Origin of the sequence: Ferrovibrio sp., assembly GCF_025869515.1 — a bacterium.
Taxonomy (GTDB): domain Bacteria; phylum Pseudomonadota; class Alphaproteobacteria; order Ferrovibrionales; family Ferrovibrionaceae; genus Ferrovibrio.
The window spans coordinates 73,308-98,019 of record NZ_JAOZVR010000112.1; the positions used below are offsets into that span (position 1 = coordinate 73,308).

General features: G+C 62.8%; 20 protein-coding genes. 14 read left to right on the forward strand and 6 right to left on the reverse strand.

The genetic code is table 11. The features are described from left to right. The first annotated feature begins 113 nt into the window (after positions 1-113). The 4 genes from OJJ21_RS19870 to OJJ21_RS19885 are packed head-to-tail and all read left to right on the forward strand — an operon-like array spanning position 114 to position 5,416. Positions 114-1,595: an undecaprenyl-phosphate glucose phosphotransferase gene (locus OJJ21_RS19870; RefSeq protein WP_297689120.1), complete on the forward strand. Its 1,482-nt coding sequence runs from the start codon at positions 114-116 to the stop codon at positions 1,593-1,595. 19 nt (positions 1,596-1,614) lie between these two features. Next, positions 1,615-2,808, forward strand: coding sequence for a glycosyltransferase (locus OJJ21_RS19875; RefSeq protein WP_297689122.1), 1,194 nt, complete (start codon positions 1,615-1,617; stop codon positions 2,806-2,808). A gap of 11 nt (positions 2,809-2,819) precedes the next feature. After that, complete coding sequence (locus OJJ21_RS19880; protein WP_297689124.1) at positions 2,820-4,160, forward strand: hypothetical protein; 1,341 nt, start codon at positions 2,820-2,822, stop codon at positions 4,158-4,160. 2 nt (positions 4,161-4,162) lie between these two features. Further along, positions 4,163-5,416, forward strand: coding sequence for a glycosyl hydrolase family 28-related protein (locus tag OJJ21_RS19885; protein WP_297689126.1), 1,254 nt, complete (start codon positions 4,163-4,165; stop codon positions 5,414-5,416). A 3-nt stretch (positions 5,417-5,419) separates the two neighbouring features. Here OJJ21_RS19885 and OJJ21_RS19890 read toward each other — a convergent pair whose 3' ends face one another. The 4 genes from OJJ21_RS19890 to OJJ21_RS19905 are packed head-to-tail and all read right to left on the reverse strand — an operon-like array spanning position 5,420 to position 10,200. After that, positions 5,420-6,955 carry a lipopolysaccharide biosynthesis protein gene (locus OJJ21_RS19890; RefSeq protein ID WP_297689128.1) on the reverse strand — a complete coding sequence of 512 codons (1,536 nt, stop codon included), beginning with the start codon at positions 6,953-6,955 and terminating at the stop codon, positions 5,420-5,422. Continuing rightward, entirely contained in the window at positions 6,952-7,920 is a 969-nt protein-coding gene (locus OJJ21_RS19895) for a GDP-L-fucose synthase (RefSeq protein WP_297689130.1), read from the reverse strand. The genes OJJ21_RS19890 and OJJ21_RS19895 overlap by 4 nt, the downstream gene beginning before the upstream one ends. Continuing rightward, the gene (gene gmd, locus OJJ21_RS19900; RefSeq protein WP_297689132.1) at positions 7,913-8,989 is read right to left on the reverse strand and encodes a GDP-mannose 4,6-dehydratase; all 1,077 of its coding nucleotides are present in this window, start codon (positions 8,987-8,989) and stop codon (positions 7,913-7,915) included. Before gmd ends, OJJ21_RS19895 begins: the two co-directional genes overlap by 8 nt. A 44-nt stretch (positions 8,990-9,033) precedes the next feature. Next, entirely contained in the window at positions 9,034-10,200 is a 1,167-nt protein-coding gene (locus OJJ21_RS19905; protein ID WP_297689133.1) for a glycosyltransferase family 4 protein, read from the reverse strand. A gap of 253 nt (positions 10,201-10,453) precedes the next feature. Between OJJ21_RS19905 and OJJ21_RS19910 the strand changes: the two genes are divergently transcribed. Beyond that, positions 10,454-11,677: a hypothetical protein gene (locus OJJ21_RS19910; RefSeq protein WP_297689135.1), complete on the forward strand. Its 1,224-nt coding sequence runs from the start codon at positions 10,454-10,456 to the stop codon at positions 11,675-11,677. A 10-nt stretch (positions 11,678-11,687) separates the two neighbouring features. On the opposite strand, the gene OJJ21_RS19915 is transcribed toward OJJ21_RS19910, so the two are convergent. Beyond that, positions 11,688-12,464 (reverse strand): FkbM family methyltransferase, encoded by a 777-nt coding sequence (locus OJJ21_RS19915; RefSeq protein WP_297689136.1) that lies wholly within the window; start codon positions 12,462-12,464, stop codon positions 11,688-11,690. Between the two features lie 162 nt (positions 12,465-12,626). On the opposite strand from OJJ21_RS19915, the gene OJJ21_RS19920 reads away from it, so the two are divergent. The 5 genes from OJJ21_RS19920 (at position 12,627) to OJJ21_RS19940 (ending at position 16,492) form a co-directional block, all read left to right on the forward strand. Next, positions 12,627-13,829 carry a multidrug effflux MFS transporter gene (locus tag OJJ21_RS19920; RefSeq protein WP_297689138.1) on the forward strand — a complete coding sequence of 401 codons (1,203 nt, stop codon included), beginning with the start codon at positions 12,627-12,629 and terminating at the stop codon, positions 13,827-13,829. Positions 13,830-14,037: 208 nt separating this feature from the next. Next, the gene (locus OJJ21_RS19925) at positions 14,038-14,343 is read left to right on the forward strand and encodes an HU family DNA-binding protein (RefSeq protein WP_297689139.1); all 306 of its coding nucleotides are present in this window, start codon (positions 14,038-14,040) and stop codon (positions 14,341-14,343) included. Positions 14,344-14,545: 202 nt separating this feature from the next. Beyond that, positions 14,546-15,391 (forward strand): UDP-2,3-diacylglucosamine diphosphatase, encoded by an 846-nt coding sequence (locus tag OJJ21_RS19930; RefSeq protein WP_297689141.1) that lies wholly within the window; start codon positions 14,546-14,548, stop codon positions 15,389-15,391. 130 nt (positions 15,392-15,521) lie between these two features. Further along, positions 15,522-15,935, forward strand: coding sequence for an FKBP-type peptidyl-prolyl cis-trans isomerase (locus OJJ21_RS19935; RefSeq protein WP_297689143.1), 414 nt, complete (start codon positions 15,522-15,524; stop codon positions 15,933-15,935). A gap of 113 nt (positions 15,936-16,048) precedes the next feature. Next, the gene (locus OJJ21_RS19940; RefSeq protein WP_297689144.1) at positions 16,049-16,492 is read left to right on the forward strand and encodes an FKBP-type peptidyl-prolyl cis-trans isomerase; all 444 of its coding nucleotides are present in this window, start codon (positions 16,049-16,051) and stop codon (positions 16,490-16,492) included. Positions 16,493-16,580: 88 nt separating this feature from the next. Here the strand turns inward: OJJ21_RS19940 and acnA are convergent, their stop codons facing one another. After that, positions 16,581-19,277 carry an aconitate hydratase AcnA gene (gene acnA / locus OJJ21_RS19945; RefSeq protein ID WP_297689211.1) on the reverse strand — a complete coding sequence of 899 codons (2,697 nt, stop codon included), beginning with the start codon at positions 19,275-19,277 and terminating at the stop codon, positions 16,581-16,583. A gap of 643 nt (positions 19,278-19,920) precedes the next feature. Between acnA and OJJ21_RS19950 the strand changes: the two genes are divergently transcribed. Genes OJJ21_RS19950 through OJJ21_RS19965 form a run of 4 tightly spaced genes read left to right on the forward strand, consistent with a single transcriptional unit; the run spans position 19,921 to position 24,682 of the window. Continuing rightward, positions 19,921-21,900, forward strand: coding sequence for an AMP-binding protein (locus tag OJJ21_RS19950; protein ID WP_297689146.1), 1,980 nt, complete (start codon positions 19,921-19,923; stop codon positions 21,898-21,900). Between the two features lie 5 nt (positions 21,901-21,905). Further along, on the forward strand, positions 21,906-22,697 hold the full coding sequence (locus OJJ21_RS19955; RefSeq protein WP_297689148.1) for an ABC transporter ATP-binding protein: 792 nt from the start codon (positions 21,906-21,908) through the stop codon (positions 22,695-22,697). Between the two features lie 13 nt (positions 22,698-22,710). Next, a complete protein-coding gene (locus tag OJJ21_RS19960; RefSeq protein ID WP_297689150.1) occupies positions 22,711-23,595 on the forward strand; it encodes a branched-chain amino acid ABC transporter permease in 885 nt (294 codons plus the stop codon). A gap of 22 nt (positions 23,596-23,617) precedes the next feature. Further along, a complete protein-coding gene (locus tag OJJ21_RS19965) occupies positions 23,618-24,682 on the forward strand; it encodes a branched-chain amino acid ABC transporter permease (RefSeq protein WP_297689152.1) in 1,065 nt (354 codons plus the stop codon). Positions 24,683-24,712 lie beyond the last annotated feature (30 nt).

Consider the following 24,712-nt stretch of genomic DNA (forward strand, 5'->3'; position numbering starts at 1 on the left):
GCGATGCACAGCCGGAACGGAGCAGCTGAATGTCCTTCGACATCCATCAAGGCTCGACTTCACCCCGTCGCCACGCGGTACGGCCAAACCCGGCGCAGCCCCAGGCCAGCACCATGGCGCGTCCCGCTGCCTGGCGCAGCAACGACAACAGCAAGACCCGGGGATCCGCGCGCCGTGTTGAAAAATCTTTGGCGCAGCCGGTTTCGCTGCCGATCGTCAGCGGCCTGCTGCGCGGCTGGGATGCCATTGCAATCCTCATTGCCGGCCTTACGGCTCTGCTGCTGGCCGCTCCGGATCTGCCGATGGATGGTTCGTATTATGTTGCCCTGTCCTTCTTCGGCGCGGTCGTGGCAGGCAATGCGCTGCATCTGGCCGGCGCCTATCGTATCGAAACCCTGCGGCAGATCCAGGTCGGCTGGATCCGCCTGCTGGCTGCCTGGGGTGCCGCAGCCCTGATCACCGCGGTCGCCGTCGTCGCCAGTGGTGCCGCACTGGAGCAGAATTGGACCTGGCTGGTGCTGTGGTTCATTCTGGGCCTGTTTCTGCCGGTGCTGGCGCGCGGCGTGCTGACACTCCGGATGGACTACTGGCGCAAGGCAGGCCGTCTGCGCCGGCGTCTGGCCATTCTCGGCGCCGGCCCGGGTGGTCAGATGCTGTTGCGCCGTCTCGGTAACCGTCACGATGCCGAGGTGGCGATCATTGGCCTGTATGACGATCGCTCCGGCCCGCCGCCCGCCGGTTGGCGCGGTCACGCGGTGCGCGGAAACTGCAACGATCTGCTGGAGGATATTCGCCGCCAGCGCGTCGACATGGTGGTTGTTGCGGCTGCGCCGGATGATCCCGGCGTCGAGGCGATGCTGGCCCAGTTGCGCTGCGTGGCCGTCGATATCTGTTTCTGTCCGGATGCCAATTATGCCTTTCCGGCACTGGATGGCATCGAGATGATCGGCGATGTGCCGCTGATGGTGGTTGAGCGGCGGCCGCTGCGTGATTGGAGCGGGGTGGTCAAGGAACTGGAAGATCGCCTGTTCGCCGCCACCATTCTGGTGCTGATCGCACCGGTGCTGGCCGTTATTGCACTCGCCATCAAGCTCGACAGTCCCGGGCCGGTGATCTTCCGTCAGAAGCGATATGGCCGGAACAATCAGCTTATCGAGATTTTCAAGTTCCGCAGCATGTACGCTCATGCCACCGATCCGAATGCCACAAAACTGGCCACCCGCAACGATCCCCGCGTGACCAGGGTCGGCGCCTTCCTGCGGCGCACCAGTCTCGATGAACTGCCGCAGTTCCTGAATGTGTTGCGCGGCGAGATGTCGGTGGTCGGCCCGCGACCGCATGCGCTGCTCTGCACGGCTGGCGGTCTTCTCTATCAGGACGCGGTGCGGAACTATGACTGGCGTCACCGCATCAAGCCGGGCATCACCGGCTGGGCCCAGATCAATGGCTGGCGCGGCGAGACCGTGACGGTCGAGCAGATCCGGAAACGCGTTGAGCACGACATTTATTATATCGAGAACTGGTCCCTGCTCCTGGACGTTAAGATCATCGTCAAAACCATCTTTGGCGGCTTTACCGGCAGCAAGGCCTATTGAAACATGGTGACCATTCCCTATGCGATGCCTCTGGCTGACACTGGCTGATCCCGAACCGCGCCATAACGGGCAGTATCTCTATTCTGGCGGCCTTATCGATGCGATGGGGCAGGGCGGAGCGCAGATGCATGTGCTGGGCCTGGCACGCCCGGATTCGCCCAAACGCATGAATGGTGTGCCGGGTGCCGACGGCATCCGCTGGTGGTTATCGGATCATCATCCGCGTTCCAGCCTGCAGAGCCTGGTGTCGCCCCTGCCGCATATTGCCGATCGCAGCTGGACGCCCGGCTTGCGTCAGGCGCTGGATGCCCGCCTGCGCGAAGGAAAATGGGATACCATCGTTTTCGACGGTATCTCTGCCGGCTGGGCGCTGGATCAGGTGCTTGATCATTTCCCCCGCCGGCATGGCCGGCCGAATCTCGTTTATGTCTCGCATAACCATGAGGCCAGCCTGCGCCGCGAGGTGGCGCGCAACCATGAGAATTTCATCAAGCGGCAGGTGTTGCGCTACGATGCGCTGAAGGCAGCCTGGCTCGAACACCGGCTGGTCGATGCCGCCGCGCTGGTCACCGCGATCACCTCCGAAGATGCGGAGCAGTATCTGGCCCGCCGGCCGGATCGCCGCGTCGAGGTCTTGACGCCCGGCTATGCCGGCAGCCATGAAAGCCGCCGGCGCATCACCGCGGCGACGCCGCGCCGCGCCGTCATCGTCGGAAGTTTCGACTGGATCGCCAAGCGGATGAATCTGGAGCAGTTCGTCGCGGTGGCCGACCCGCTCTTTGCCGCCCATGGCGCTGAATTGCAGGTGATCGGCAGCGCTGAGGAAGCCTTTCTCAGCCGCATGCGCCGCAAGGCAGCCGCCACGCAGTTTACCGGGCCAGTTGATGGCGTGCTCGACTTCATGCGCGAGGCACGGATTGCCCTGGTGGCCGAACGTCATGGCGGCGGCTTCAAGCTCAAGGTCCTGGACTACATCTTCAACCGCATGCCGATCCTGGCGCTTTCCGGCTCGGTCGCTGGCGTGCCACTGCGGCATGATGACAGCATCCTGCTCTATGAAGATTACGAATCGCTGGCGCGCGGCGTTTTGCAGGTGATCGACGATTGCGACCGGCTGAACAGTCTGCAGGACCGCGCCTATGCGGCATGCCAGGATCAGTTCGACTGGTCGAGCCGTGGTGAGCGGCTGCTGTCCGCCATGGCGGCGCTATGAAACTCAATATCGTGACGGAGTCCCGCCTCGGCAGTTTCGACATGCTGCTGCTGGTGATCTTTTTCGCCGGCATCTATCTCGGCGTTATGGTGCAGATCACGTCGACGATTCCCTTTCCTGCCGCGCCGGCCGGTATTGCCGGACTGGTGCTTTTATGGCGACGGCGCGACAGTATCGTCCCCGCACATCTGGCCGGCCTGTTCGGCGTCATCGTCCTGTATCTGGGCGCCAGTTTTTCGACCTCGGATATCGGTACCCTGCCCAAACGCTTTACCGGCCTGGTGCAGCTGACGTACTCGCTGGTCATCGGCTATGCGATGTTTCTCACCCTGCTGCAGGCCAGCCGCAGGCAACTCGCCAATCTGTTTCTCGGTTTCAGCCTGTTCATCCTGATCGGCAGCCTGCTGGAAAGCTACGCCGGGCTGAATGTCGTCAGCGATGCCGTGCGCAACAACATCTACGATTCCGGAATCTATGACTCGGACCTGCGTGACCAGATTCTATATGGCAAGGTCCGCCCCAAACTGTTCACCTCGGAACCCTCCGCCGTCACCTTCGGTTATACGCTGTTCACCTTTGCCTGGTTCATGGTGACGCCGCGCCGCAACAAGCTGATGCCGTTTCTCGCCCTGCTGGCCGCAGGCATCATCGCCATGCCGGGTCCAACACTGCTGCTGTCGCTGTTGCTGTTGCCGCCTTATTACTTCTTCGTGTTGCCGCAGACGCCGCCGATCGGTCAGTTCGGTGCGGGCTATCGCATGGCGATCATCGTTTTCGGCAGCATTCTGCTGGTGATCTTTGCCGTCGTCGGTGCCACCGTTTATGCCGAACGCCTCGGCCAGATCATGAATGGCAACGATCCCAGCTTCTTCTATCGCGTGATCGGACCGGGCCTCGTCGGGATCGAGGTGATGCAGCATTACCCCTGGGCGGGTGCCGGTCTGACCGGCGAGGCCTCGATCGCCGACCTGGTGCTGAATGTCTTCGTGCAGTCGTCGCACTTCTCGGCCGGCTGGCGCATCAACAAGATTTCCGAAGTGCTGACAAATTATTTCTGGCTGCACTGGATCTATCTCGGCCTGGTCTGGGGCTGCCTCATTCTGGCCGGATTGACGGTCTGGCTGCGCCTGCTGGGCGTTCCGGCCATCCTGTTCTGCTGGATCACCTGGGCGGTCTTCGGCCAGGCCTCGGGCGCCTATGTGGCCCCCAAGACCTGGGTTGTGCTGTTGCTGGCGGCAGCATTGACCATCCTGCACCAGCGCGTTGCGGTTCCGGCGACACCCGTGCAGTCCATGCCATTCGGGCGACCGCCGCGTCTGCGACGTCCTGTGCGGCTGGCGCCGCAGGCCTGAGCGTGCAGCGCCGCGATCTCCTGGCCCTTGGCGGGGCGGCGCTGGCAGGCTCCGCGCTCAGTGGGATGCCGGCGGCACAGGCCGCACCGCATCAGGCGCCGTTCGGCCGCCTGATTTCCGCCAGCGACTTCGGCGCGACGGGGGACGGGCGTACCGACGACACGGTCGCCCTGCAGGCTGCCCTGGATGCCGCCTATGCCGGCGAGGATGGCGGCCTGCTGCTGATCCCGTCCGGCCGCTATCGCATCACGGCGACTCTCCGCATCGCGCCGAAAGCGAATATCACGCGGCAATCCGGCATTCTCGGCATCGGGGCGCGCATCCTCTCGGCGATTACCGATGGCAGCGACATCCTGGACATATCCAGCCGGTCGACCTTCCGCTTCCTGCTGATCCAGGGCCTCGACATTCATGGCAGCGGCAAGGATGGCCACGGTATCCGGCTGTCCTGTCCGGGCAACCGGAATTTCCTCTATAATTTCTGCCTGCGCGATCTCGTTATCCAGGGCTGCGGCAAGAATGGCTGTCAGCTGATCGGCAATGTTTTCGAGGGGCAGATCGCCAACTGCTATTTCCGCAACAATCACGGTCATGGCGCCAGCTTCCACCACGATCCCGCCGGCAAGGGCATCCTGTCTGCCGTGCGGGTGATCGGCGGCGTGTTCGGCGAGAATGGCATCCATGGCGCTGCCATGCTGGATGGCTGTTATGACGTCAGTTACCACGGCAGCTATTTCCTGCTGAACAAGCGGTTCGGCCTGGTGGCGGAAAACGGCTGCACCCTGCTGTCGAGCTGTGGCTTCGAAAACAACCACGAAGGCGCCGATGATTTCTCGCGCGGCGATGCCGGCATCTGGCTGCAGGGTTTCGCCACCTTGGTTGGCTGCACCGCCTATTCCATGTTCAGGCAGACGCATCTGCTGCGGGCCACCCTCACCGGCCGGCTCGCCATGGTCGGTTGCAGCGGCAGTGGCGATGCCAGGGCGGCCGGGGCCGGTCTTGCCGTCCTGCGCGGCGATCCGCGCAGCAGCGCCACCCTGATCGGCTGCAATGGCAGCCTGAAAAACGAAGGTGGCTTCGAGGCGGTTGAGATCGGCAGCGGCGATGGCGGCCTGCGGTGCGGTGGAGACTGGCAGAGCCGCACGCTGGCCCAGTTGGGCGACTACCGTCTCTGGGTCGATCGCCGGGGCCGGCTGCGCATCAAGAAGGGACGCCCGCAGCGCGACGATGACGGCAGCCTGGTTGGCGTTGCCTGAATCTTATTCCCCCGCTTCGCTGACCGAGGATGTCGTCGGGTTATGCCGCAGCATCTGCGGCAGGCGCCGCAGGATGCCGAGCACCCGGCGGCTGCGCGGAATGGCAAGGAAGACCAGCGCTGCGAGCGCCAGGGCAACCAAGCTGCTGAGCGCTAGGCCGGGCAGGGGAGCGATCGTGCCCATCATGTCGCTCCACCGGAGTAACACGACACCGCCGCCGCCGACAGCCGCAGCGGCCAGAGACGGCAGAATCGCTGCGGTCAGGTCGCGACTGCTGACCGGCCCGCGGCGACCGCCCAGCCAGAGTGCCGTTGGCAGGCGCAGCAGCAGGCCGGCCGCCGCATAGGCAACGGCAATGCCAAGCGGACCGTAAGTGACGCCGGCCAGGATCGCCGCCGCCACCGCCGCCGCATCCAGCACGGCGGCGCGCAGCAGATCGGCGGGACGGTTCTGGCTCTGATACAACAGCCCGACCGACAGTGTGACCGGCAGCGTCATGGCGGCAACCGCGAAGCAGGCGACGTAAGGCGTGGCTGCCTGCCATTGCGCCCCGAACAGCAGGCCGACCACCCAGTCGGCAGTGACGGCGGCCAATGCGGCCGGCGGCATCGTGATCATGGCGAATTTCTCGAAAACCAGCAGAAAGGTGCGGCGATAGCGCTCGGGCTGACTCTCCAGGCGGCTGAGCGCCGGCATGGCGACGGCATAAAGCGGCGCATTGAGATTGTTCACCGGCACCAGTACCAGCTTGGCGGCGCGTTCATAGAAGCCGAGCGCGACCGGGCCCCAGAGCCAGCCGATCAGAATCTGGTCGAGACTGCGGGCAGCGGCAGACAGAAGATTGAAACCGGTGACCGAGCCGCCGAAACGCAGCATATCGCCGATACCGGTATGGCGGGCGGGCGGGCCGGGCCGCCACGGGCAAAGCAGCCATGTGGCTGCCAGAGTCAGCGCCGGGCCGGCGATGCGCTGGGCGACCAGGGCCCAGTAACCGGCACCATTCAGGGCGAGGCTGGCGGCCAGCACGAGCGCCGCCAGTTCCGCACCGGTTTCAATGATGGCAATGGCAGTGAAGCGCATCTGTCGGCGCAGCAGGGCCCAATGCTGGATGGTCAGACCGCTGAGCAGGAAGCCCAGCGCGAGCCATCGCGTGATCGGCGCCAGGTCCGGTTCGCCGTAAAACAGCGCGATCGCCGGCGCCGCCAGCAGCAGAATGATGGCCAGCAGGCAGCCGAAGCCGGCATTGATCCAGAACAGGGTCGAGACCTGCTGCTGGCTGATGACCGGCCGCTGGATCGTCGCCGCCGAAAGACCGAGCTCCTTGATCAGGTCGAGCAGCACCAGTAAAGCCGCCGTCATCGCCACCAGGCCGAAGGCATGCGGTGTCAGCAGACGGGCGAGCAGGATCGTGCCGCCGAACTGCGCCACAAATCGAACGGCCTGGCTGCCGAAGGCAACCAGGCCGCCGCGCAGGCTGCGCTGAACCAGATCCTGCTGCAGATGTTCGGTCGCCAGCGGATCGTAGCGGTGTGTGCTCAAGCGATCGCCCGCTGCTCGGCCAGATGGTGGTTTACATACCAGCGATAGGTCTGCTCCAGGCCCGGCTGCAGCGCAGTAGCGGCCTGCCAGCCCAGTCCGTGCAGCCGCGTGGTATCCACCACCTTGCGCGGCGTGCCGTCAGGTTTGCTGGTATCGAAGGTCAGTTTGCCGCGATAGCCGATCACGCGCGCCAGCAATCCGGCCAGATCGCGGATGGATATCTCCTCCGACGTGCCCAGGTTGACATGCTCGGCAGCGGAATAGTGTTTCAGGATATGCACGATCCCGTCGGCGGCATCGTCGACATAGAGGAATTCGCGCAGGGCGCGGCCGCTGCCCCATACATCCACGGTTTCGGCCCCGCTCACCTTGGCCTGGTGGATCTTTGCCATCAGGGCCGGAATGACATGGCCCTGCATGGTGTCGAAATTGTCGCCAGGTCCGTACAGATTGGTCGGCATCACGGAGATGAAGTCGCAGTCGTATTGTCGACGATAGGCCTGGCACAGCTTGATGCCGGCGATCTTGGCGATCGCATACCATTCATTGGTGGACTCCAGCGGCCCGGTCAGCAATGCGGATTCCCGGAGCGGCTGCGGTGCGAGACGGGGGTAGATGCAGGATGAGCCGAGAAAGACCAGCTTCTCGACGCGATGCTGGTGCGCCGCCTCGACGATATTGGCTTCGATCATCAGGTTGTCGTACAGGAATTCCGCCGGTCGGCTGTCATTGGCATGAATGCCGCCGACTTTGGCCGCCGCCACGATGACGGCCTGCGGATGCGTTTCGCGCAGCCAGAGGCTGACCTGCTCGGGTTGGCGCAGGTCGAGCTGCTGGCGCGGCGCCGTGAGAATCGTGCAATTCTCGTATTGCAGTCGCCGCACCAGGGCCGATCCGACCAGACCGCGATGGCCGGCAACCCAGACCCGTTTACCGGCCAGTGAGTAGAGGGCGGTATTAGGCATAGGTCAGCACTCCGGCGCCGTCATGATTCTGCTTCAGGGCGACACGATCGGCATCAACCATTTCTGTCACCAGTTGCTCGAAGCTGGTCTTGTGCTGCCAGCCGATCTTGCGCCACGCCTTGTCCGGACTGCCATGCAGGAAATCCACTTCGGTGGGGCGGTAGTATTCCGGGTCGACGGCGACCAGGATGTCGCCGGTCTTGCCGCAATAGCCCTTTTCATCGACACCCTTGCCGTCCCACTGGATCTGGCGGTCGATGCGGCGGAAAGCCAGTTCGACGAATTCGCGCACGCTGTGCACCTCGCCGGTTGCCAGCACATAGTCGTCGGGCTGCTCCTGTTGCAGGATCATCCACATGCCTTCGACATAGTCGCGGGCATGGCCCCAGTCGCGCTTCGCATCGATATTGCCGAGATACAGGCGCTTCTGCAGGCCATGTTCGATGGCCGCGACGGCGCGAGCGATCTTTCGGGTGACGAAAGTCTCGCCGCGGATCGGGCTTTCATGGTTGAACAGGATGCCGTTCGAGGCATGCATATTATAGGCCTCGCGGTAGTTCACCGTGATCCAGTAGGCATAGAGCTTCGCTGCAGCATAGGGGCTGCGCGGATAGAAAGGCGTGGTCTCGCGTTGCGGAATCTCCTGCACCTTGCCGAACAGTTCCGAAGTCGAGGCCTGATAGAAACGGACCTTTTCCTCCATCTTCAGGATGCGGATTGCTTCCAGAAGCCGCAGGGTGCCGAGTGCATCGGTGTTGGCGGTGTATTCCGGCGTTTCGAAGCTGACCTGCACATGACTCTGGGCGGCCAGATTGTAGATTTCGTCGGGCTGAGTTTCCTGGATCAGGCGTATCAGATTGGATGAATCCGTCATGTCTCCGTAATGCAGGAAGAAGCGCACATCTTCCTCGTGGCGGTCGCGATACAGGTGGTCGACGCGGCGCGTGTTGATCGACGACGAGCGTCGCTTGATGCCATGCACGGTGTAGCCCTTGGCGAGCAGCAGCTCGGCAAGATAGGCGCCGTCCTGTCCGGTGGCACCGGTAATCAAGGCTGTCTTGTTGGCCATGGTTGGTTCCTTTTGTCTTGTTCAGTCGGGGGAGTGCAGGGAAATCAGCCGAAGGCGATGCGGTTGGCCACCGCATCCCAGGAATAGGATTGCAGCACATGCTGCTGGCCGTACCATCCCATGGTCTCCAGCCGCTGCGGATCGGACAGTGCATTCAGGATGGTGGCAGCCAGGGCATGGGGATCGGCTTCGTCGACCAGAAAGCCGTGCTGGCCGCCCTCAGTGATTTCGGGCAAGCCGTTACGGCGCAGGCCGACCACCGGGGTGCGCGACAGCATGGCTTCCAGATAGACTTGGCCCCAGGGGTCGTTCAGCATCGGTTGCACCAGCAGGCTGGAAATACGATACAGGCGCTGCAGTTCCCGCCACGGCAGATGGGCGTGGAAATGGATGCCGGGATGGGCCGATGCATGGCTGGCACTCGCCGGATCGCCGACGATGTTCAGCGCCAGATCAGGCCGTTCGCGCTGGGCGATGCGGAAGGCGTCCACCAGCAGGTTGCCGCCCTTGGCTCCGAACAGATGCTTGGCGACGAAGAGCAGGTGCGGGCGGGTGTAGTCCTTCGGCTGATCATAGGGTTCGATCTGCCCCATGCCGGAGCCGACCGCGGTGACTTTCCCGGGCGCGAGACCGTAATGCCCGATCAGATGGTCGCGGACATAGGCACCGAAGGTGAAAACATGCTCCACGCTTTCCAGCGCTGCCCGCTCGCTGTCCTCGAAACTGTCGATGGCCCGCCGGCTGTAATCCGACAGATCGGTGCGATGCTGCAGTGACAGCGCCCAGCTGTGGTCGCAATACAGGTAATGCTTCACCCCATCTGCGATATCGACCGGCGGCAAATCCAGTGTGCCGGTATGCAGGATATGACGGATGCGGCGGCGCCGCGCGGTTTCGGCCAGCCGCTCTGCGGCTTTCCGTCGCGCCGACGCCAGGCGAAGCACCGCCTCGCTGCTATGCGGTCGCCCGTAACCGGTCATCATGTAATGCAGGGCCAGCAGGCTGCGTTCGCCGCGCGTACCGCCTGAGTGAATGCCTTCCACCGCGATGCCGAGTTTCTGCAGGCAAAGCGCGACATTGCAGGGCGCCGCGGACCATGTGTGGCGATCCATCGGGTCGCCGAAGATGCTGCTGACGGCAACGCGCTCAAAGCGCTTGCCGGGCATCATGCCATGAGCATGAGCCTGCATGTGAGCAGCGGGGAGCGCCATGGAAGCCGGCGCATGGGGTCGGGCCTGAGCAGCAATCGCAGTCACGGTGAATCCTGATTCGTAAGAGGCGGATGAGAAGTATGGAAGCGGACTGAGATGCCAATCTCCAGTGATCAACCTGTGATCGGCTTTTGCGTCGCAACAGTCCGGTAAATACGTATTTTCTCAGCGCTTTGGCGCGGTCCCGGCGAGCGGTCGCGGCACAGATTGATCACACCCGGCTGCAGCCGCGCGCCTTTAGCATTTGCCCGGTATGGCGGCCACATGTTCGCCATGTTTCATCGCGTGGAACAGCATGCATAATCCGGCCAGACAAAAGCGAACTGCGGTTTTCTTTGCACCCGATATCAGCGATGTCAGCACGATCAAGCGCGCCGAGACCTTTCTGGCGCATGGCTATCAGCTTCTCGTCTTCGGTTTCCGACGTGACAATTACAATCGCGATTTCGAACCGTCCTGGCCTTATACACCGCTGGGACGAACGCAGGATCGGCGGTATGGCCGCCGTCTGGCAGCGCTGCTGGCCGCGATCCCTCGCGTTTTCGCCAAGCGAACCGCCCTGCGCCGGGCGGCGTTCATTTATGCCCGCAATATCGATCAACTGCTGCTGGCACTATTGGCGCGGCTGATCGGTCGCAGGTCGGCACGCATCGTTTACGAAGTTCTCGATATCCAGCCGGCCTTCGTCGGCTCGACCTGGCAGGCCCGGCTGCTGCGGGGCGTGGAGCGCTTTGCCCTGCGCCGCACCGATCTTCTGGTGGTGTCATCGCCGGGCTTCCTGCGGCACTACTTTCTGCCGTTGCAGGATTATCGCAAATCGTGGTTTCTGCTGGAAAACAAGCTGCCCGCGAATTTTCCCGCCATCGCCGGCGCGGCGCGGGAGAGCGGACGGGCGCAGGCACGCCGGCACAACTATCGTTGGGTGGTCGGTTACTGCGGCCTGATCCGGGGGCAGGCCACACTCGACCTGATTGTCAGGCTGGCCGAGCGGCTGCAGGGCCTCGTCCTGTTCAAGTTCCACGGCATCCTGACCACGGTCGATCCCAAGGCCTTCACGGCGGCGACCACCCGGCTCGATAATCTGGTTTATGAAGGCGATTATGTGAATCCGCGCGATCTGGCGGCAATCTACGGCGATCTGGATTTCGCCTGGGCGATCGACCTGGAGCATCGCAGCCATAATTCACGCTGGCTGCTGCCCTGCCGGTTTTACGAGGCGGGTTATTTCGGCATTCCCTGCCTGACGGCGGGCGGTTTCGAGGTTGGCCGCATGGTGGGGGAACGACTGATCGGCTGGAATTTCAGCGAGCCATACGAAGACGAACTGGTCAAATTCTTCCTCAGCCTGACCGAGACCGAATATGACGAAACCCGCCGCCGCCTGCTGGCGCTGCCGGAAAGCGATTTCGTGGCCGGCGAGGATACCAGCGAGCTGATCGAGCTGATCGATTATGCCGAAAGGTCCCGGCAGGCCTGACGCTGCGGCATCAGTGGCGAGCGGGTGCGAAGGTTTCGGCGACGGTGCGGTTCACCATCACGCAGTCGAATTCGATCAGCCGCATGCCGGGATCCCGGCTGATCGGGTAAAGCCCGGAAATATCGAAACCCCGATCGTTCAGGAAACGGATGGTATCCATATAGCCGGGCATGCCTTCATAGATATTGATGATCGAAGCCTCGGTCTGCAGGGCGACGACGCTTTGCAGCGTGGCTGCGGCACCCTGCACGACTTCGAGATCGAAGCCCTGGGTGTCGAGCTTCAGATAGGGACGGCGGAAGCCCAGGCGACGCTGCAGCACCGGAAAGACTTCATCGAGCGGGTAAACGGCGACGGTTTCGACATGCGCGGTTTCGTTCAGGCCGTTGAATTCCGGCACGCTGGAATTGTCCGGCGCCAGAAACGAGCTGAACTGGTCGGATTTCATCACATGGATGGGCAGGCTGCTGCGGCTGCTGCCCAGGGCATGGCCGACGATCTCCCAGCGTGGATCTTCCGCGCTGCGCTGCTGCAGTGTCGCCACATTGCGGCTGACCGGCTCGAAAGAGACGATCGTTCCGGTATAGCCGACTTTCTCCCGCAGGAAGTCGCGATACTGGCCGACATTGGCGCCGACATCGAACACGCAGTCGATCTGCAGAAAGCGGAACAGCTGTCCCAGATGGATGGCGAAGTCGCGCTCTTTCACGTCGCGCAGCGGCACGATGTCGTAGCCCAGCGCGCGTGAAGTATTGCGAATCCAGGTTTTCAGTGGACGAAGCATCATATTGACACGGGGGCTGAATGGCGGGGCTGCAGCTTGGCGCGGGCCGCCCGGGGTGTGAAGTGACTATTGCGTGGCCGTCCGACCGTTGGTCGTTATCGTGATTGGGGGTATATGGGGCTGGCGCATTAGCCGCCGTCCTCCGCCTCGTTTGCAGTCCAGTCGATGTCTGTCCCGCCTATCCGCCGCCTGCCTTCGGTTTTCATTCTGGTTGCCATGACGGCACTCGGGCCGCTGGCGCTCAATATCTTCATGCCGTCGATGCCGGGCCTGGCGAAGGATTTCGATGTCGAATACGGCTTTGTGCAGCTCACGCTCACCTTCTATCTGATCGGCCTGGGCGCAGCCCAGCTGGTTTACGGCCCGATCAGCGACCGCTGGGGCCGTCGTCCGGTGCTGCTCTGGGGGCTGGGAATTTACTGCATCGGCAGTATTGCCTGCGCGCTGGCGCCGTCGATTGTCTGGCTCATGCTGGGGCGTGTCCTGCAGGCGCTTGGCGGCTGCGCCGGTCTGGTGCTGGGCCGCGCCATCATCCGCGACCTCTATGATCGTGACCGCTCGGCGGCGATGATTGGCTATGTCACCATGGCCATGTCGCTGGCGCCGATGCTGTCGCCGGCGCTGGGCGGGTATCTCGATACCCTGTTCGGCTGGCGCGCCAGTTTCGCCTTCTGCAGTCTGGCCGGCCTGGCCGTCTATGTCTGGGTGATTTTCACCCTGCCGGAAACCCTGGCCCAGCGCGGCCTGGGCGTGGGGGCCGCGGCCCTTTTGCGCGGCTATGGCGCGCTGCTGCGTTCGCCGGCTTTCTGCGGTTATGTGCTGCAGACGGCTTTCACCTCGGGCGTCTTCTTTGCCTTCATTGCCGGAGCGCCCTTTGTGGTGGTGACGGTGATGGGCCTGCCGGCCTCGGCTTACGGTCTGTGGTTCATCGTTGTCTCGATCGGCTATCTGGCGGGCAACTTTTTGACCGGCCGGTTTGCCGTGCGCCTCGGCGTTGACCGCATGATCGCCTATGGCGCGGTGGCCCAGCTGGTTGGCATTTCGGCCCTGGCTCTGGCCAGTTGGCTGGGGCCCTTGAACCTGCCAGGCATTTTCCTGCCGATGGCCGTGGTGGCGATGTCGAACGGCCTGACGTTGCCGAACGGAATCGCCGGTGCCATCTCGGTGAATCCGCGCGCCGCCGGCGCGGCAGCGGGCCTGTCCGGGGCTCTGCAGATGCTGACCGGCGCCATCGCCGCCGTGCTGGTCGGCTACGGCCAGGACCACGATCCGAGCCAGTATCCGATGATCTGGACCATGCTGGGCTGCGGGATTCTCGCCGTGCTCAGCTTTGTCGGGGCGGCAAAATTCCGCGCCAGTCGCCCCTGAATCGAGAGTCTGTCCGGGCCCTGATGCAAGAAACCCGCATGGTTTGCGGTTCCGATTCGCCCGGACAGTCGAAAATCCGCATGTCTAGCGGATTTTTATGCATTGCCCGATGGGCAAAACCCGGAGGCGGTGCTATGCAGGATTCGGGAATCAACCCCCGATTCGTTGAAAAACAACATCCGATGCATCTTTTCTGAGGAGAGAGACCATGGCTAAGGCCGCCGCCGCCGCTAAAACGGTTACCGTCACTGCGAAGCAGATTGCCACGATGCTGGCCGAGAAGAATGAGCTGCAGAAGAAGTCGACCATCGCACTGTTCGACGATTTCTTCGCGGCCATCACGAAGTCGCTGAAGAAGGGCGAGCGCGTCCGCATGGGCGATATCGGCATCCTCCAGGTTCGCAAGCGCGCCGCCCGTATGGGCCGCAACCCGCAGACCGGCGAGCCGATCAAGATCAAGGCTTCCAAGAAGGTCGCTTTCCGCGCCTCCAAGGTGCTGAAGGAAGCGGTCTGATCCTACCCGCAAGGGTGACCGGATTCAGGGCCTGCCGCACGGCAGGCCCTTTTTCTTTGCCCGGACATTCCGGCTCCGGAAGGTGGCTGTAACCGATCTGTCATGCCGGTCATGGAAAATTCACGGGACAGGCGGAGTCTGGCGATTCATCTTCCCGCCCAACGATTTGCATCTTCCCCGCGATTCGTTGAGCAGGTGACCGATGAACATGGCCCTGATGCCGGCCCGCTACCGCACGATCTGGATTTCCGACATCCACCTCGGAACCCGTGGCTGTAAGGCCGATCTGCTGCTGGAATTCCTTAAACATACCGAATCCGACCGGCTGTACCTGGTCGGTGACATCGTCGATGGCTGGCGGCTCAAGCGCTCCTGGTACTGGAACCAGAGCCACAACGATGTGGTGCAGAAGCTGCTGCGCAAGGCCCGCAAGGGCACCGACGTGATCTATGTGCCGGGCAACCACGACGAAGCCCTGCGCGATTTCATCGAAGGCGCCGGCCTGGCCTTCGGCGGCATCACCGTGCAGATGGAGGCCATTCACGAAACCGCCGATGGCCGCCGCCTGCTGGTCACCCATGGCGACCATTTCGACGGCATCGTCACCTGTGCCAAATGGCTGGCCCTGCTGGGCGATGCCGCCTACGGCTTTGCGCTCAGCCTGAATACCTGGTTCAACCACCTTCGCCGTCGCATGGGCCTGCCCTACTGGTCGCTCTCGGCCTATCTCAAGCACAAGGTCAAGAACGCGGTGGCCTTCATCTCCGAATACGAGCAGGCCATCGCCGAAGAGGCGCGCCGCCGCCATGTCGATGGTGTGGTCTGCGGCCATATCCACCATGCCGAAATCCGCGATATCGACGGCATCCTGTATTGCAACGACGGTGACTGGGTGGAGAGCTGCACGGCGCTGGTCGAGCATGCCGACGGGAGACTGGAAATCCTGCACTGGGCCAGCCTGCGCGAGGATCTGGGCCGTTTTCTGCCGTCGCCTGGAATTAATCTTGATACGGAGTATACATCAGTCGCTGCTGCCGAGCCGGGCTAAGTCTCGCTCAGCATACGGAGATCACGACTGCGTCAGGACCTGGCCAGGCCTCCGATTCCCTCCCGAGTCGCCCTCGGATAGCCCTTCGACAACTCTGGGCAGGGGCAAATTTGCTTGATATTCTCAAAACATGGGAGTGCTGGATTCACTACTGGGGGCCATCGGCCTCGGCGGCAAGCAGGAAGCCGTAAACCTGCGTCAAACGCCATCTGGTATGCGCGTGGGGGAAATCCTTGCCGGCACGGGCACGAAGGCCGAGCCGGGCAAGACCGTGTCCGTGCATTACGCCGGCTGGATCTGGGAAAATAACAAACCCGGCCGCATGTTTGACAGTTCCTACAAACGCGGACAGCCCTTTGAGTTCGCGCTCGGCCAGGGCAAGGTCATCAAGGGCTGGGACGAAGGCGTCGCCTATATGAAGGTCGGCGGTAAGCGGGCCCTGTTGATCCCGTCCTATCTGGCTTATGGCGCCCGCGGCAACGGCCGCATCATTCCGCCGAACGCGACGCTGTTTTTCGAAATCGAGCTGGTCAACGTCCGCTGACGGATCGTCCGCCGCCGGCCAAATGGCAAGCCTGTGCCATGCTCTTGCCGCATTGCGGCGGCAGCGTCCCCGCTACATCCTGTCTTGTCATCCGTAACATGGAGTTCGTTTCGATGTCGTTGTCCCGTCGTGCTTTCGCCGGTGCCGCCCTTGCGGTCGGCCTGTTCGCCGCCCTGCCGGTCCAGAACGAGGCTTTGGCCCAGGAAAAGACCACCGCCTCCGGCCTGCGCTATACCGACACCAAGCTTGGCAATGGCGCCACCGCCCAGGCCGGGCAGACCGCCACGGTGCATTATACCGGCTGGCTCTATATCGCCGGCGAAAAGGGTCGCCAGTTCGACTCCTCGCGTACCCGCGGCCAGCCCTTCAGCTTTCCGCTGGGCGGCGGCCGCGTCATCAAGGGCTGGGATGAAGGCGTTGCCGGCATGAAGGTCGGCGGCCAGCGTACCCTGATCATCCCGCCGCAGCTCGGCTATGGCGCCCAGGGCACCGGCGGCGGTGTCATTCCGCCGAACGCCACGCTGATTTTCGATGTCGAACTGCTCGACGTGAAATAGATTTCGCCATTCGGGCAATAAAAAACGGCCGGGCCAGAAATCATCCTGGGCCCGGCCGTTTTCGTTTCTGCGCTCTGCAGTGTTGCGCTTACGCGGCCTTGGCGAGGTTGCGCAGCACGTAATGCAGGATGCCGCCGTTCTTGTAGTAGTCGATCTCGTCCAGCGTATCGATGCGGCACAGCACCTCGATGGTCTGGGTCGAGCCGTCGGCGCGGGTGATGGTCACCGGCAGCTTCATGCGCGGCTTCAGGCCCACGGCGATGCCGGAGATGTCGAACTTCTCCGAACCGTCGAGCTTGAGATCGAAGCGTGTGGTGCCGTTGAGGAACTGCAGCGGCAGCACGCCCATGCCCACCAGGTTCGAGCGATGGATGCGCTCATAGCTTTCGGCGATCACGGCCTTCACACCCAGCAGGATGGTGCCCTTGGCTGCCCAGTCGCGCGAGGAGCCGTTGCCGTATTCCTTGCCGGCCACGATCACCAGCGGCGTGGCCGCTGTCTTGTACTTCATCGCCGCGTCATAGATCGACATCACATCGCCAGCCGGCATGTGCTTGGTGATGCCGCCTTCGGTGCCCGGCACCATCTCATTCTTGATGCGGATATTGGCAAAGGTGCCGCGCATCATGATCTCGTGGTTGCCGCGACGGGCACCATAGGAGTTGAAGTCGGCATAGGCCACCTTGTGGTCGGTCAGGTATTTGCCGGCCGGGCCGTCCTTCTTGATCGAGCCGGCGGGCGAGATGTGGTCGGTGGTGATCTTGTCGCCCAGGATGGCCAGCAGACGGGCGCCCTTGACGTCAGTGATCGCCGACGGCGTGGTTGGCATGCCCTCGAAATATGGCGGATGCTGCACATAGGTCGAGCTGTTGTCCCACTTGTAGGTCTGGCCGCCATCGACCTTGATCTTGCGCCAGTTCACATCGCCCTTGAACACATCGGCATAGCGCTTCTTGAACATCGCCGGCGTCACGTACTTGCGCACGGTGGCGGCGATTTCCTTGTTCGAGGGCCAGATGTCCTTCAGGTAGACCGGCTTGCCCTTCTTGTCATGGCCGATCGGTTCGTTGGCGACATCCATGTTCAGGTTGCCGGCCAGCGCATAGGCCACCACCAGCATCGGCGAGGCGAGGTAGTTCGCCTTGGTCAGCGGATGGACGCGGCCTTCGAAGTTGCGGTTGCCCGACAGCACGGCGCCGACGACGAAGTCGTTGTCGGTGATCGCCTTCGAGATGTTGTCCGGCAGCGGGCCGGAGTTGCCGATGCAGGTGGTGCAGCCATAGCCGACAACCTGGAAGCCCAGGGCATCGAGATCCTTCTGCACGCCCGACTGGGCCAGATAGTCGGTGACCACCTGGCTGCCCGGTGCGAGTGAGGTCTTGACCCAGGGCTTGGTGGTCAGGCCTTTCTTCAGTGCGTTGCGCGCCAGCAGGCCGGCACCCAGCAGCACGCTGGGGTTCGAGGTGTTGGTGCACGATGTGATGGCGGCGATCACCACGTCGCCATGGCCGAGGTCGAAATTGGCGCCCTCGACCTTGGCGCGGAAGTCCACGGCGGTCTTCTTGCCGTAGAAATTGGTCATCGCGTCCTTGAACTCGGCGCCGGCGCGGCTCAGCGGCACGCGGCCTTCCGGACGGGTCGGACCGGCCAGCGAGGGTTCGACGGTCGAGAGATCGAGTTCCAGCGTGTCGGTGAAGACCGGGTCAACAGCCTTTGGACCGCGCCAGAAACCCTGCGCCTTGGCATAGGCTTCCACCAGCTTGACGCGATCCGGATCGCGTCCACTGGCCTTGAGATAGGCAATGGTCTCGCCATCGACCGGGAAGAAGCCGCAGGTGGCGCCGTATTCCGGCGCCATGTTGGCTACGGTGCAACGGTCGGCGATCGACAGTTCGTCCAGGCCGGGGCCGTAGAATTCGACGAACTTGTTGACCACGCCCTTCTTGCGCAGCATCTGCGTCACGGTCAGCACCAGATCGGTTGCCGTGGTGCCTTCCTTCGGCTTGCCCGAGAGGCGGAAGCCGACGACTTCCGGCAGCAGCATGGAGATCGGCTGGCCCAGCATGGCCGCTTCGGCCTCGATGCCGCCGACGCCCCAGCCCAGCACGGCCAGGCCGTTCACCATCGTGGTGTGGCTGTCGGTGCCGACAAGGGTATCGGGGTAGGCGACTTCAGTCTTGCCATCCATGCCGGTCCACACGGTCTGCGCCAGGTATTCGACGTTGACCTGGTGGCAGATGCCGGTGCCCGGCGGCACGACGCGGAAGTTGTCGAAGGCGGTCTGGCCCCAGCGCAGGAAGGCGTAACGCTCGCCATTGCGTTCGTATTCCAGATCGACGTTCTTCTGGAAGGCGCTTTTGGCCGCCGAATAGTCCACCATCACCGAATGGTCGATCACCAGATCGACCGGCGACAGCGGATTGATCTTGCTGGTATCGCGACCGAGCGCCGTCATCGCATCGCGCATGGCGGCCAGATCGACCACGGCGGGAACGCCGGTGAAGTCCTGCATCAGGACGCGGGCCGGACGATAGGCGATCTCGCGGTCCGAGCGCTTGTCCTTCAGCCACAGGGCCACGGCTTTCAGGTCGTCGACCGTGACGCTGCGGCCATCTTCGTAGCGCAGCAGGTTTTCCAGCAGCACTTTCAGCGAATAGGGCAGGCGGGACAGGTCGCCCAGGCCGGCCTTTTCGGCGGCCTTGATGCTGTAATAGGCGTAAGACTTATTGCCGACTTTGAGAGTGCGACGCGTCTTCAGGGTATCCTGACCGACCACGATCGCCACGGCACGGGCAGCGCCAGACGATTTAACAGCCTGGGATTTGACGGCCGGCGCCTTCCTAGCGACTGCAGCAACCTTGCGGGGAGCGGTCTTTTTGGCGGCGCTGCGCAGGACCTGCTGCTTGGCGGCCTTTTTCACGGCCTTGCGGGCAACAGCCTTCTTGGCCGCCTTCACCGCTTTCTTCACCTTCACGGCCTTCTTGACGGCTTTCTTGACGGCCTTTTTGGCCTTCACCGCTTTCTTGGTCTTGACCGTCTTCCTGGCCGGCTTGGCGACCTTTTTGGCTTTCACGGCTTTCTTGGCGCCCTTGGCTTTCGCCGGGCCCTTCGCCTTCGCGGCCTTGCGCTTGGTCTTCTTGGCGGCTTTCACGGGGCAATCCTTTCGTAGCGGAAACTAAAACTGTCTGGCTGGTCTCGCGGGCGCCGGCCCGCGTCGGATGCCGCAAATAGGTGACGCAAAACCGGGCTTTTGCCAAGCAGTTTCGGCTGGAGGAAAGTTCAATGGGGGTCGAAATTTAGGCAATACCAGGGGGATATAAGGCGACCAATTTCACCGCCCCTTGACGGGGAAAGGGCCGGACCTTTATCAACGAGCCATAACGACGGCGTCGGCTACGGCTGCGTCGCGTATGAGGAGGCGAAACACAATGTCCGAGACATCGGGTAAACCCGATGGGCGCGACCCGTTGGGGCGCGACACCATTCCGAAATTCTTCGCCTATAACGCCCGGCATCGCCGCGACCGTCCCTCCATCCGGGAGAAGGATCTCGGTATCTGGCAGACCTGGACCTGGGGCGAGGCGGCCGGCAAGGTGCGGCATCTGGCCTGCGGCCTGGCCGTGCTTGGCTTCCGCCGCGATGACAAGCTCGCCATCGTCGGCGACAACCGGCCGGAACTCTACTGGTCGGTTGCTGCCGCGCAGGCACTGGGCGGCGTGCCGGTGCCGATCTATCAGGACAGCGTTGCCGACGAAATCCAGTATGTCATCGACCATGCCGAGGTCCGCTTCGCCATCGCAGAAAATCAGGAACAGGTCGACAAACTGATCTCGATCAAGGATCGCCTGCCGAAACTGGAGACAATCATCTTCAGCGACCCGCGCGGCATGCGGCATTACGATCATGCCTTCCTGCACGATCTGGAGGCGGTGATGGCCAAGGGCGAGGCGCATGACCGCGCCCATCCCGGTTTCTATGACGAGGAGATGGCCAAGGGCAAAGGCAGCGATATCTCGCTGATCTGCTACACCTCGGGCACCACCGGCCGGCCCAAGGGCGTGATGCTCAGTCACGACAATGTCGTGCGCTCGGCCACGCTGGCGATCAATTTCGACAAGATCAGCGAAACCGACGAAATCCTGGCCTATCTGCCGATTGCCTGGGTAGGCGACAACTTCATCTCCTATGCCGAGGCGGCCATTGCCGGCTTCTGCGTGAATTGCCCGGAATCGGCCGATACGGTGCTGCAGGATCTGCGCGAAGTGGGGCCGACCTATTTCTTCGCGCCGCCGCGCATCTTCGAAAACCTGCTCACCACCGTGATGATCCGCATGGAAGATGCCAGCGCCATTAAGCGGCGTATGTTCCATTATTTCATCGGCGTGGCGAAACGCGCCGGCTGTGCGATCCTGGAACGCAAACCGGTCTCGCTGACCGACCGGCTGCTCTATGCGCTGGGCGACCTGCTGGTCTACGGCCCGCTCAAGAATGTGCTGGGGATGTCGCGGCTGCGGCTGGCCTATACCGCCGGCGAGGCGATCGGGCCCGATATCTTCGATTTCTTCCGTGCCCTCGGCATCAACCTCAAGCAGCTCTATGGCCAGACCGAATGCACGGTGTATCTGTGCATGCATACTGATACCGATGTGAATCCGGATACCGTCGGTCCGCCGGCGCCCGGCGTGGAGCTGAAAATCGACGAGGCCACCGGCGAGGTGCTGTATCGCAGCCCCGGCGTCTTCGTCGGCTACTACAAGAACGATGCGGCGACGGCGGAGACCAAGACCGCTGATGGCTGGGTCCATACCGGCGATGCCGGGGTGTTCACCGATGCCGGCCATCTGCGCATCATCGACCGCGCCAAGGATGTCGGCCGTCTCAATGACGGTTCGCTGTTTGCGCCGAAATATATCGAAAACAAGCTGAAATTCTTCTCTCACATCAAGGAAGCCGTGGCTTTCGGCCATGGCCGCGACTATGCGGCCGTCTTCATCAATATCGATCTGGCAGCGGTCGGCTCCTGGGCCGAGCGCAACGGCATCGCCTATACCTCTTACGCCGATCTGGCCGGCCGGCCCGAGGTTTATGACCTGATCAAGGGCTGCATCGAGCAGGTCAACCGCGACCTGTCGTCGGACAGCAGCATGACGGCCAGCCAGATCCGGCGCTTCCTGATTCTGCACAAGGAGCTGGATGCCGATGACGGCGAGCTGACCCGCACCCGCAAGGTACGCCGCAGCACCATTGCCGAGCGCTACGGCACGCTGATCGAGGCGTTGTATTCCGGCCAGCCGTCGGTTGCGGTGGAATCCAGGATCACCTTCGAGGATGGCCGCACCGGCAGTTTCAAGGCCAACCTGCCGATTGCCGAGGCCGCTTCCTATTCGACGATGCGCAAGGCGGGTTGACCGGTATGAGCGTGGCAGACAAGAAAATCGGTGACGTCCTGCTCAAGGTCGAGAATATCAGCCTGTCGTTTGGCGGCGTGAAGGCGCTCTCGGACATCAGCTTCGAAATCCGCGAGCATGAAGTGTTGGCCATCATCGGGCCGAACGGTGCCGGCAAGTCGTCGATGCTGAACTGCATCAACGGCTTCTATCATCCGCAACAGGGCACCATCACCTACCGCGGCGAGAAGCGTAAACAGATGAAGCCGCACGAGGCCGCCAGTCACGGCATTGCGCGTACCTTCCAGAATATCGCGCTGTTCAAGGGCATGTCGACGCTGGACAACATCATGACCGGCCGCCTGCTCAAGATGAAGGCCGGTCTGATCGCTTCGGCTTTCTACAAGGGGCCGGCCGAACGCGAGCAGATCGTGCACCGCGAATTCTGCGAGCGCATCATCGACTTCCTGGAAATCCAGGCGATCCGCAAGGTGCCGGTCGGGCGGCTGCCCTATGGCCTGCAGAAGCGCGTCGAACTGGCCCGCGCGCTGGCGGCCGAGCCGACGCTGCTGCTGCTGGACGAGCCGATGGCCGGCATGAATCTGGAGGAGAAGCAGGATATGTGTCGCTTCATCCTCGACGTCAACGACGAGTTCGGCACCACCATCTGCCTGATCGAGCACGATATGGGCGTGGTGATGGATATCTCGGACCGCGTTGTCGTGCTCGATTACGGCCGCAAGATCGGCGATGGCGTGCCGGCCGAGGTCAAGAACAACCAGGCGGTTATCGACGCCTATCTCGGCGTGCAGCACTAGGGGCGGGCGGGCAATGGCATTTTTCCTGGAAGTCCTGATCGGCGGCCTGATGGCCGGCGTGATGTATTCGCTGGTCGCGCTTGGCTTCGTGCTGATCTTCAAGGCCTCGGGCGTGTTCAATTTCGCCCAGGGCGCCATGGTGCTGTTTGCCGGGCTGTTCTTTGTCGGTTTCACCGAACTCGGCGTGCCGATGTGGCTGGCCCTGCTGCTGACCGTCGGTGTGATGGTGCTGCTGGCCGGCGTGATCGAGCGGCTGGTGCTGCGCCATCTGGTCAACCAGGAGGGTATCATCCTGTTCATGGCCACCATCGGCGTGTCCTTCTTCCTTGATGGATTCGGCCAGCTGATCTGGGGCAGCAACGTGCGCCAGCTCGATATCGGCATCCCGACTGATCCGATCTTCCTGATGGATGGCGAGATCCTGATCCAGTCTTTCGATCTCTGGGCTGCCCTGGTCGCCGGCACGCTGCTGGCCGCCCTGGTGGTGTTCCAGAAAACCCGCACCGGCCGGGCGCTGCGCGCGGTAGCCGACGACCACCAGGCGGCGCAGTCGGTCGGCATCCCGCTCAACGTGATCTGGATCATCGTCTGGGCCATTGCCGGCCTCGTTGCCCTGGTCGCCGGCGTCATGTGGGGTTCCAAGCTCGGCGTGCAGCCCGCCATCGTCAGTCTGGCACTGAAGGCGCTGCCGGTGCTGATCCTGGGTGGCTTCACCTCCATTCCCGGCGCCATCCTCGGCGGCCTGATCATCGGTGCCGGCGAAAAGCTGGCCGAAGTCTATATCGGGCCGCTGTTCGGCGGCGGTATCGAGAACTGGTTCGCCTATGTGCTGGCCCTGGGCTTCCTGCTGATCCGGCCGCAGGGCCTGTTCGGCGAAAAACTGATCGAACGCGTGTAGCGGCCAGCAAAGGATTTCACACATGCTCTACCGCGAATCCGGCCAGTACAAGACCACCTACGGCGCAGATCAGGCGATCTTCACCATCCCGCAGGACCGGGTTTTTTTCGCCCTGCTGATGCTGGTTGCCTTTGTCGGCATTCCGCTGGTGGCAACCAACTATGTCTATACCGCCCTGCTGATCCCCTTCCTCTGCCTCTCGCTGGCGGCCCTCGGCCTCAACATCCTGACCGGCTATTGCGGCCAGCTGTCGCTCGGCACCGGCGCCTTCATGGGTGTCGGCGCCGTGGCGGCCTGGAACCTGGCCACCCGGGTACCCGACCTCAATCTGGTGGTGATCTTCATCCTCGCCGGCCTGGTCACCGCTGCGGTCGGCATGTTTTTCGGTCTGCCCAGCCTGCGCATCAAGGGCTTCTATCTGGCGGTCGCCACGCTGGCGGCGCAGTTCTTCCTGCCCTGGCTGTTCGTCAAATGGGGCTGGCTCACCAACCATGCCGCCTCAGGTGTGATCACCGTGCCGCCGCTCACCCTGCTGGGCTGGAGCATCGACACGCCGATGGAGAAATATCTGTTCGCCCTCGGCGTCGTCGCGATCCTGGCGCTCGGCGCGAAGAACATGATCCGCAGCAATCCGGGGCGGCAGTGGATGGCAATCCGCGACATGGATATCGCGGCCGAGATCATCGGCATCCGCCCGGTGGTGGCCAAGCTGACTGCCTTTGCGGTGTCGTCCTTCTATATCGGCGTGGCCGGCGCGCTGTACCTGTTCGTCTATCTCGGCTCGGCCGAACCGGACGGTTTCGGCATCAACCTGTCCTTCCAGGCGCTGTTCATGATCATTATCGGCGGCCTGGGGTCGATCCTGGGCAGCTTCCTCGGCGCTTTCTTCATCCTGCTGCTGCCGATCTTCCTGACCCGTGTACCGCCGATGCTGGGTTTCGACCTGTCCACCGCCCTGGTCTCGCATCTGGAATTCATGGTCTTCGGCGCCCTGATCGTATTCTTCCTGATCGTCGAGCCGCATGGCCTGGCCCGGCTGTGGCAGATCACCAAGGAGAAGCTGCGGGTCTGGCCGTTCCCTTACTGATCTACCTTTTCCCGATGCCGCCGATACCTG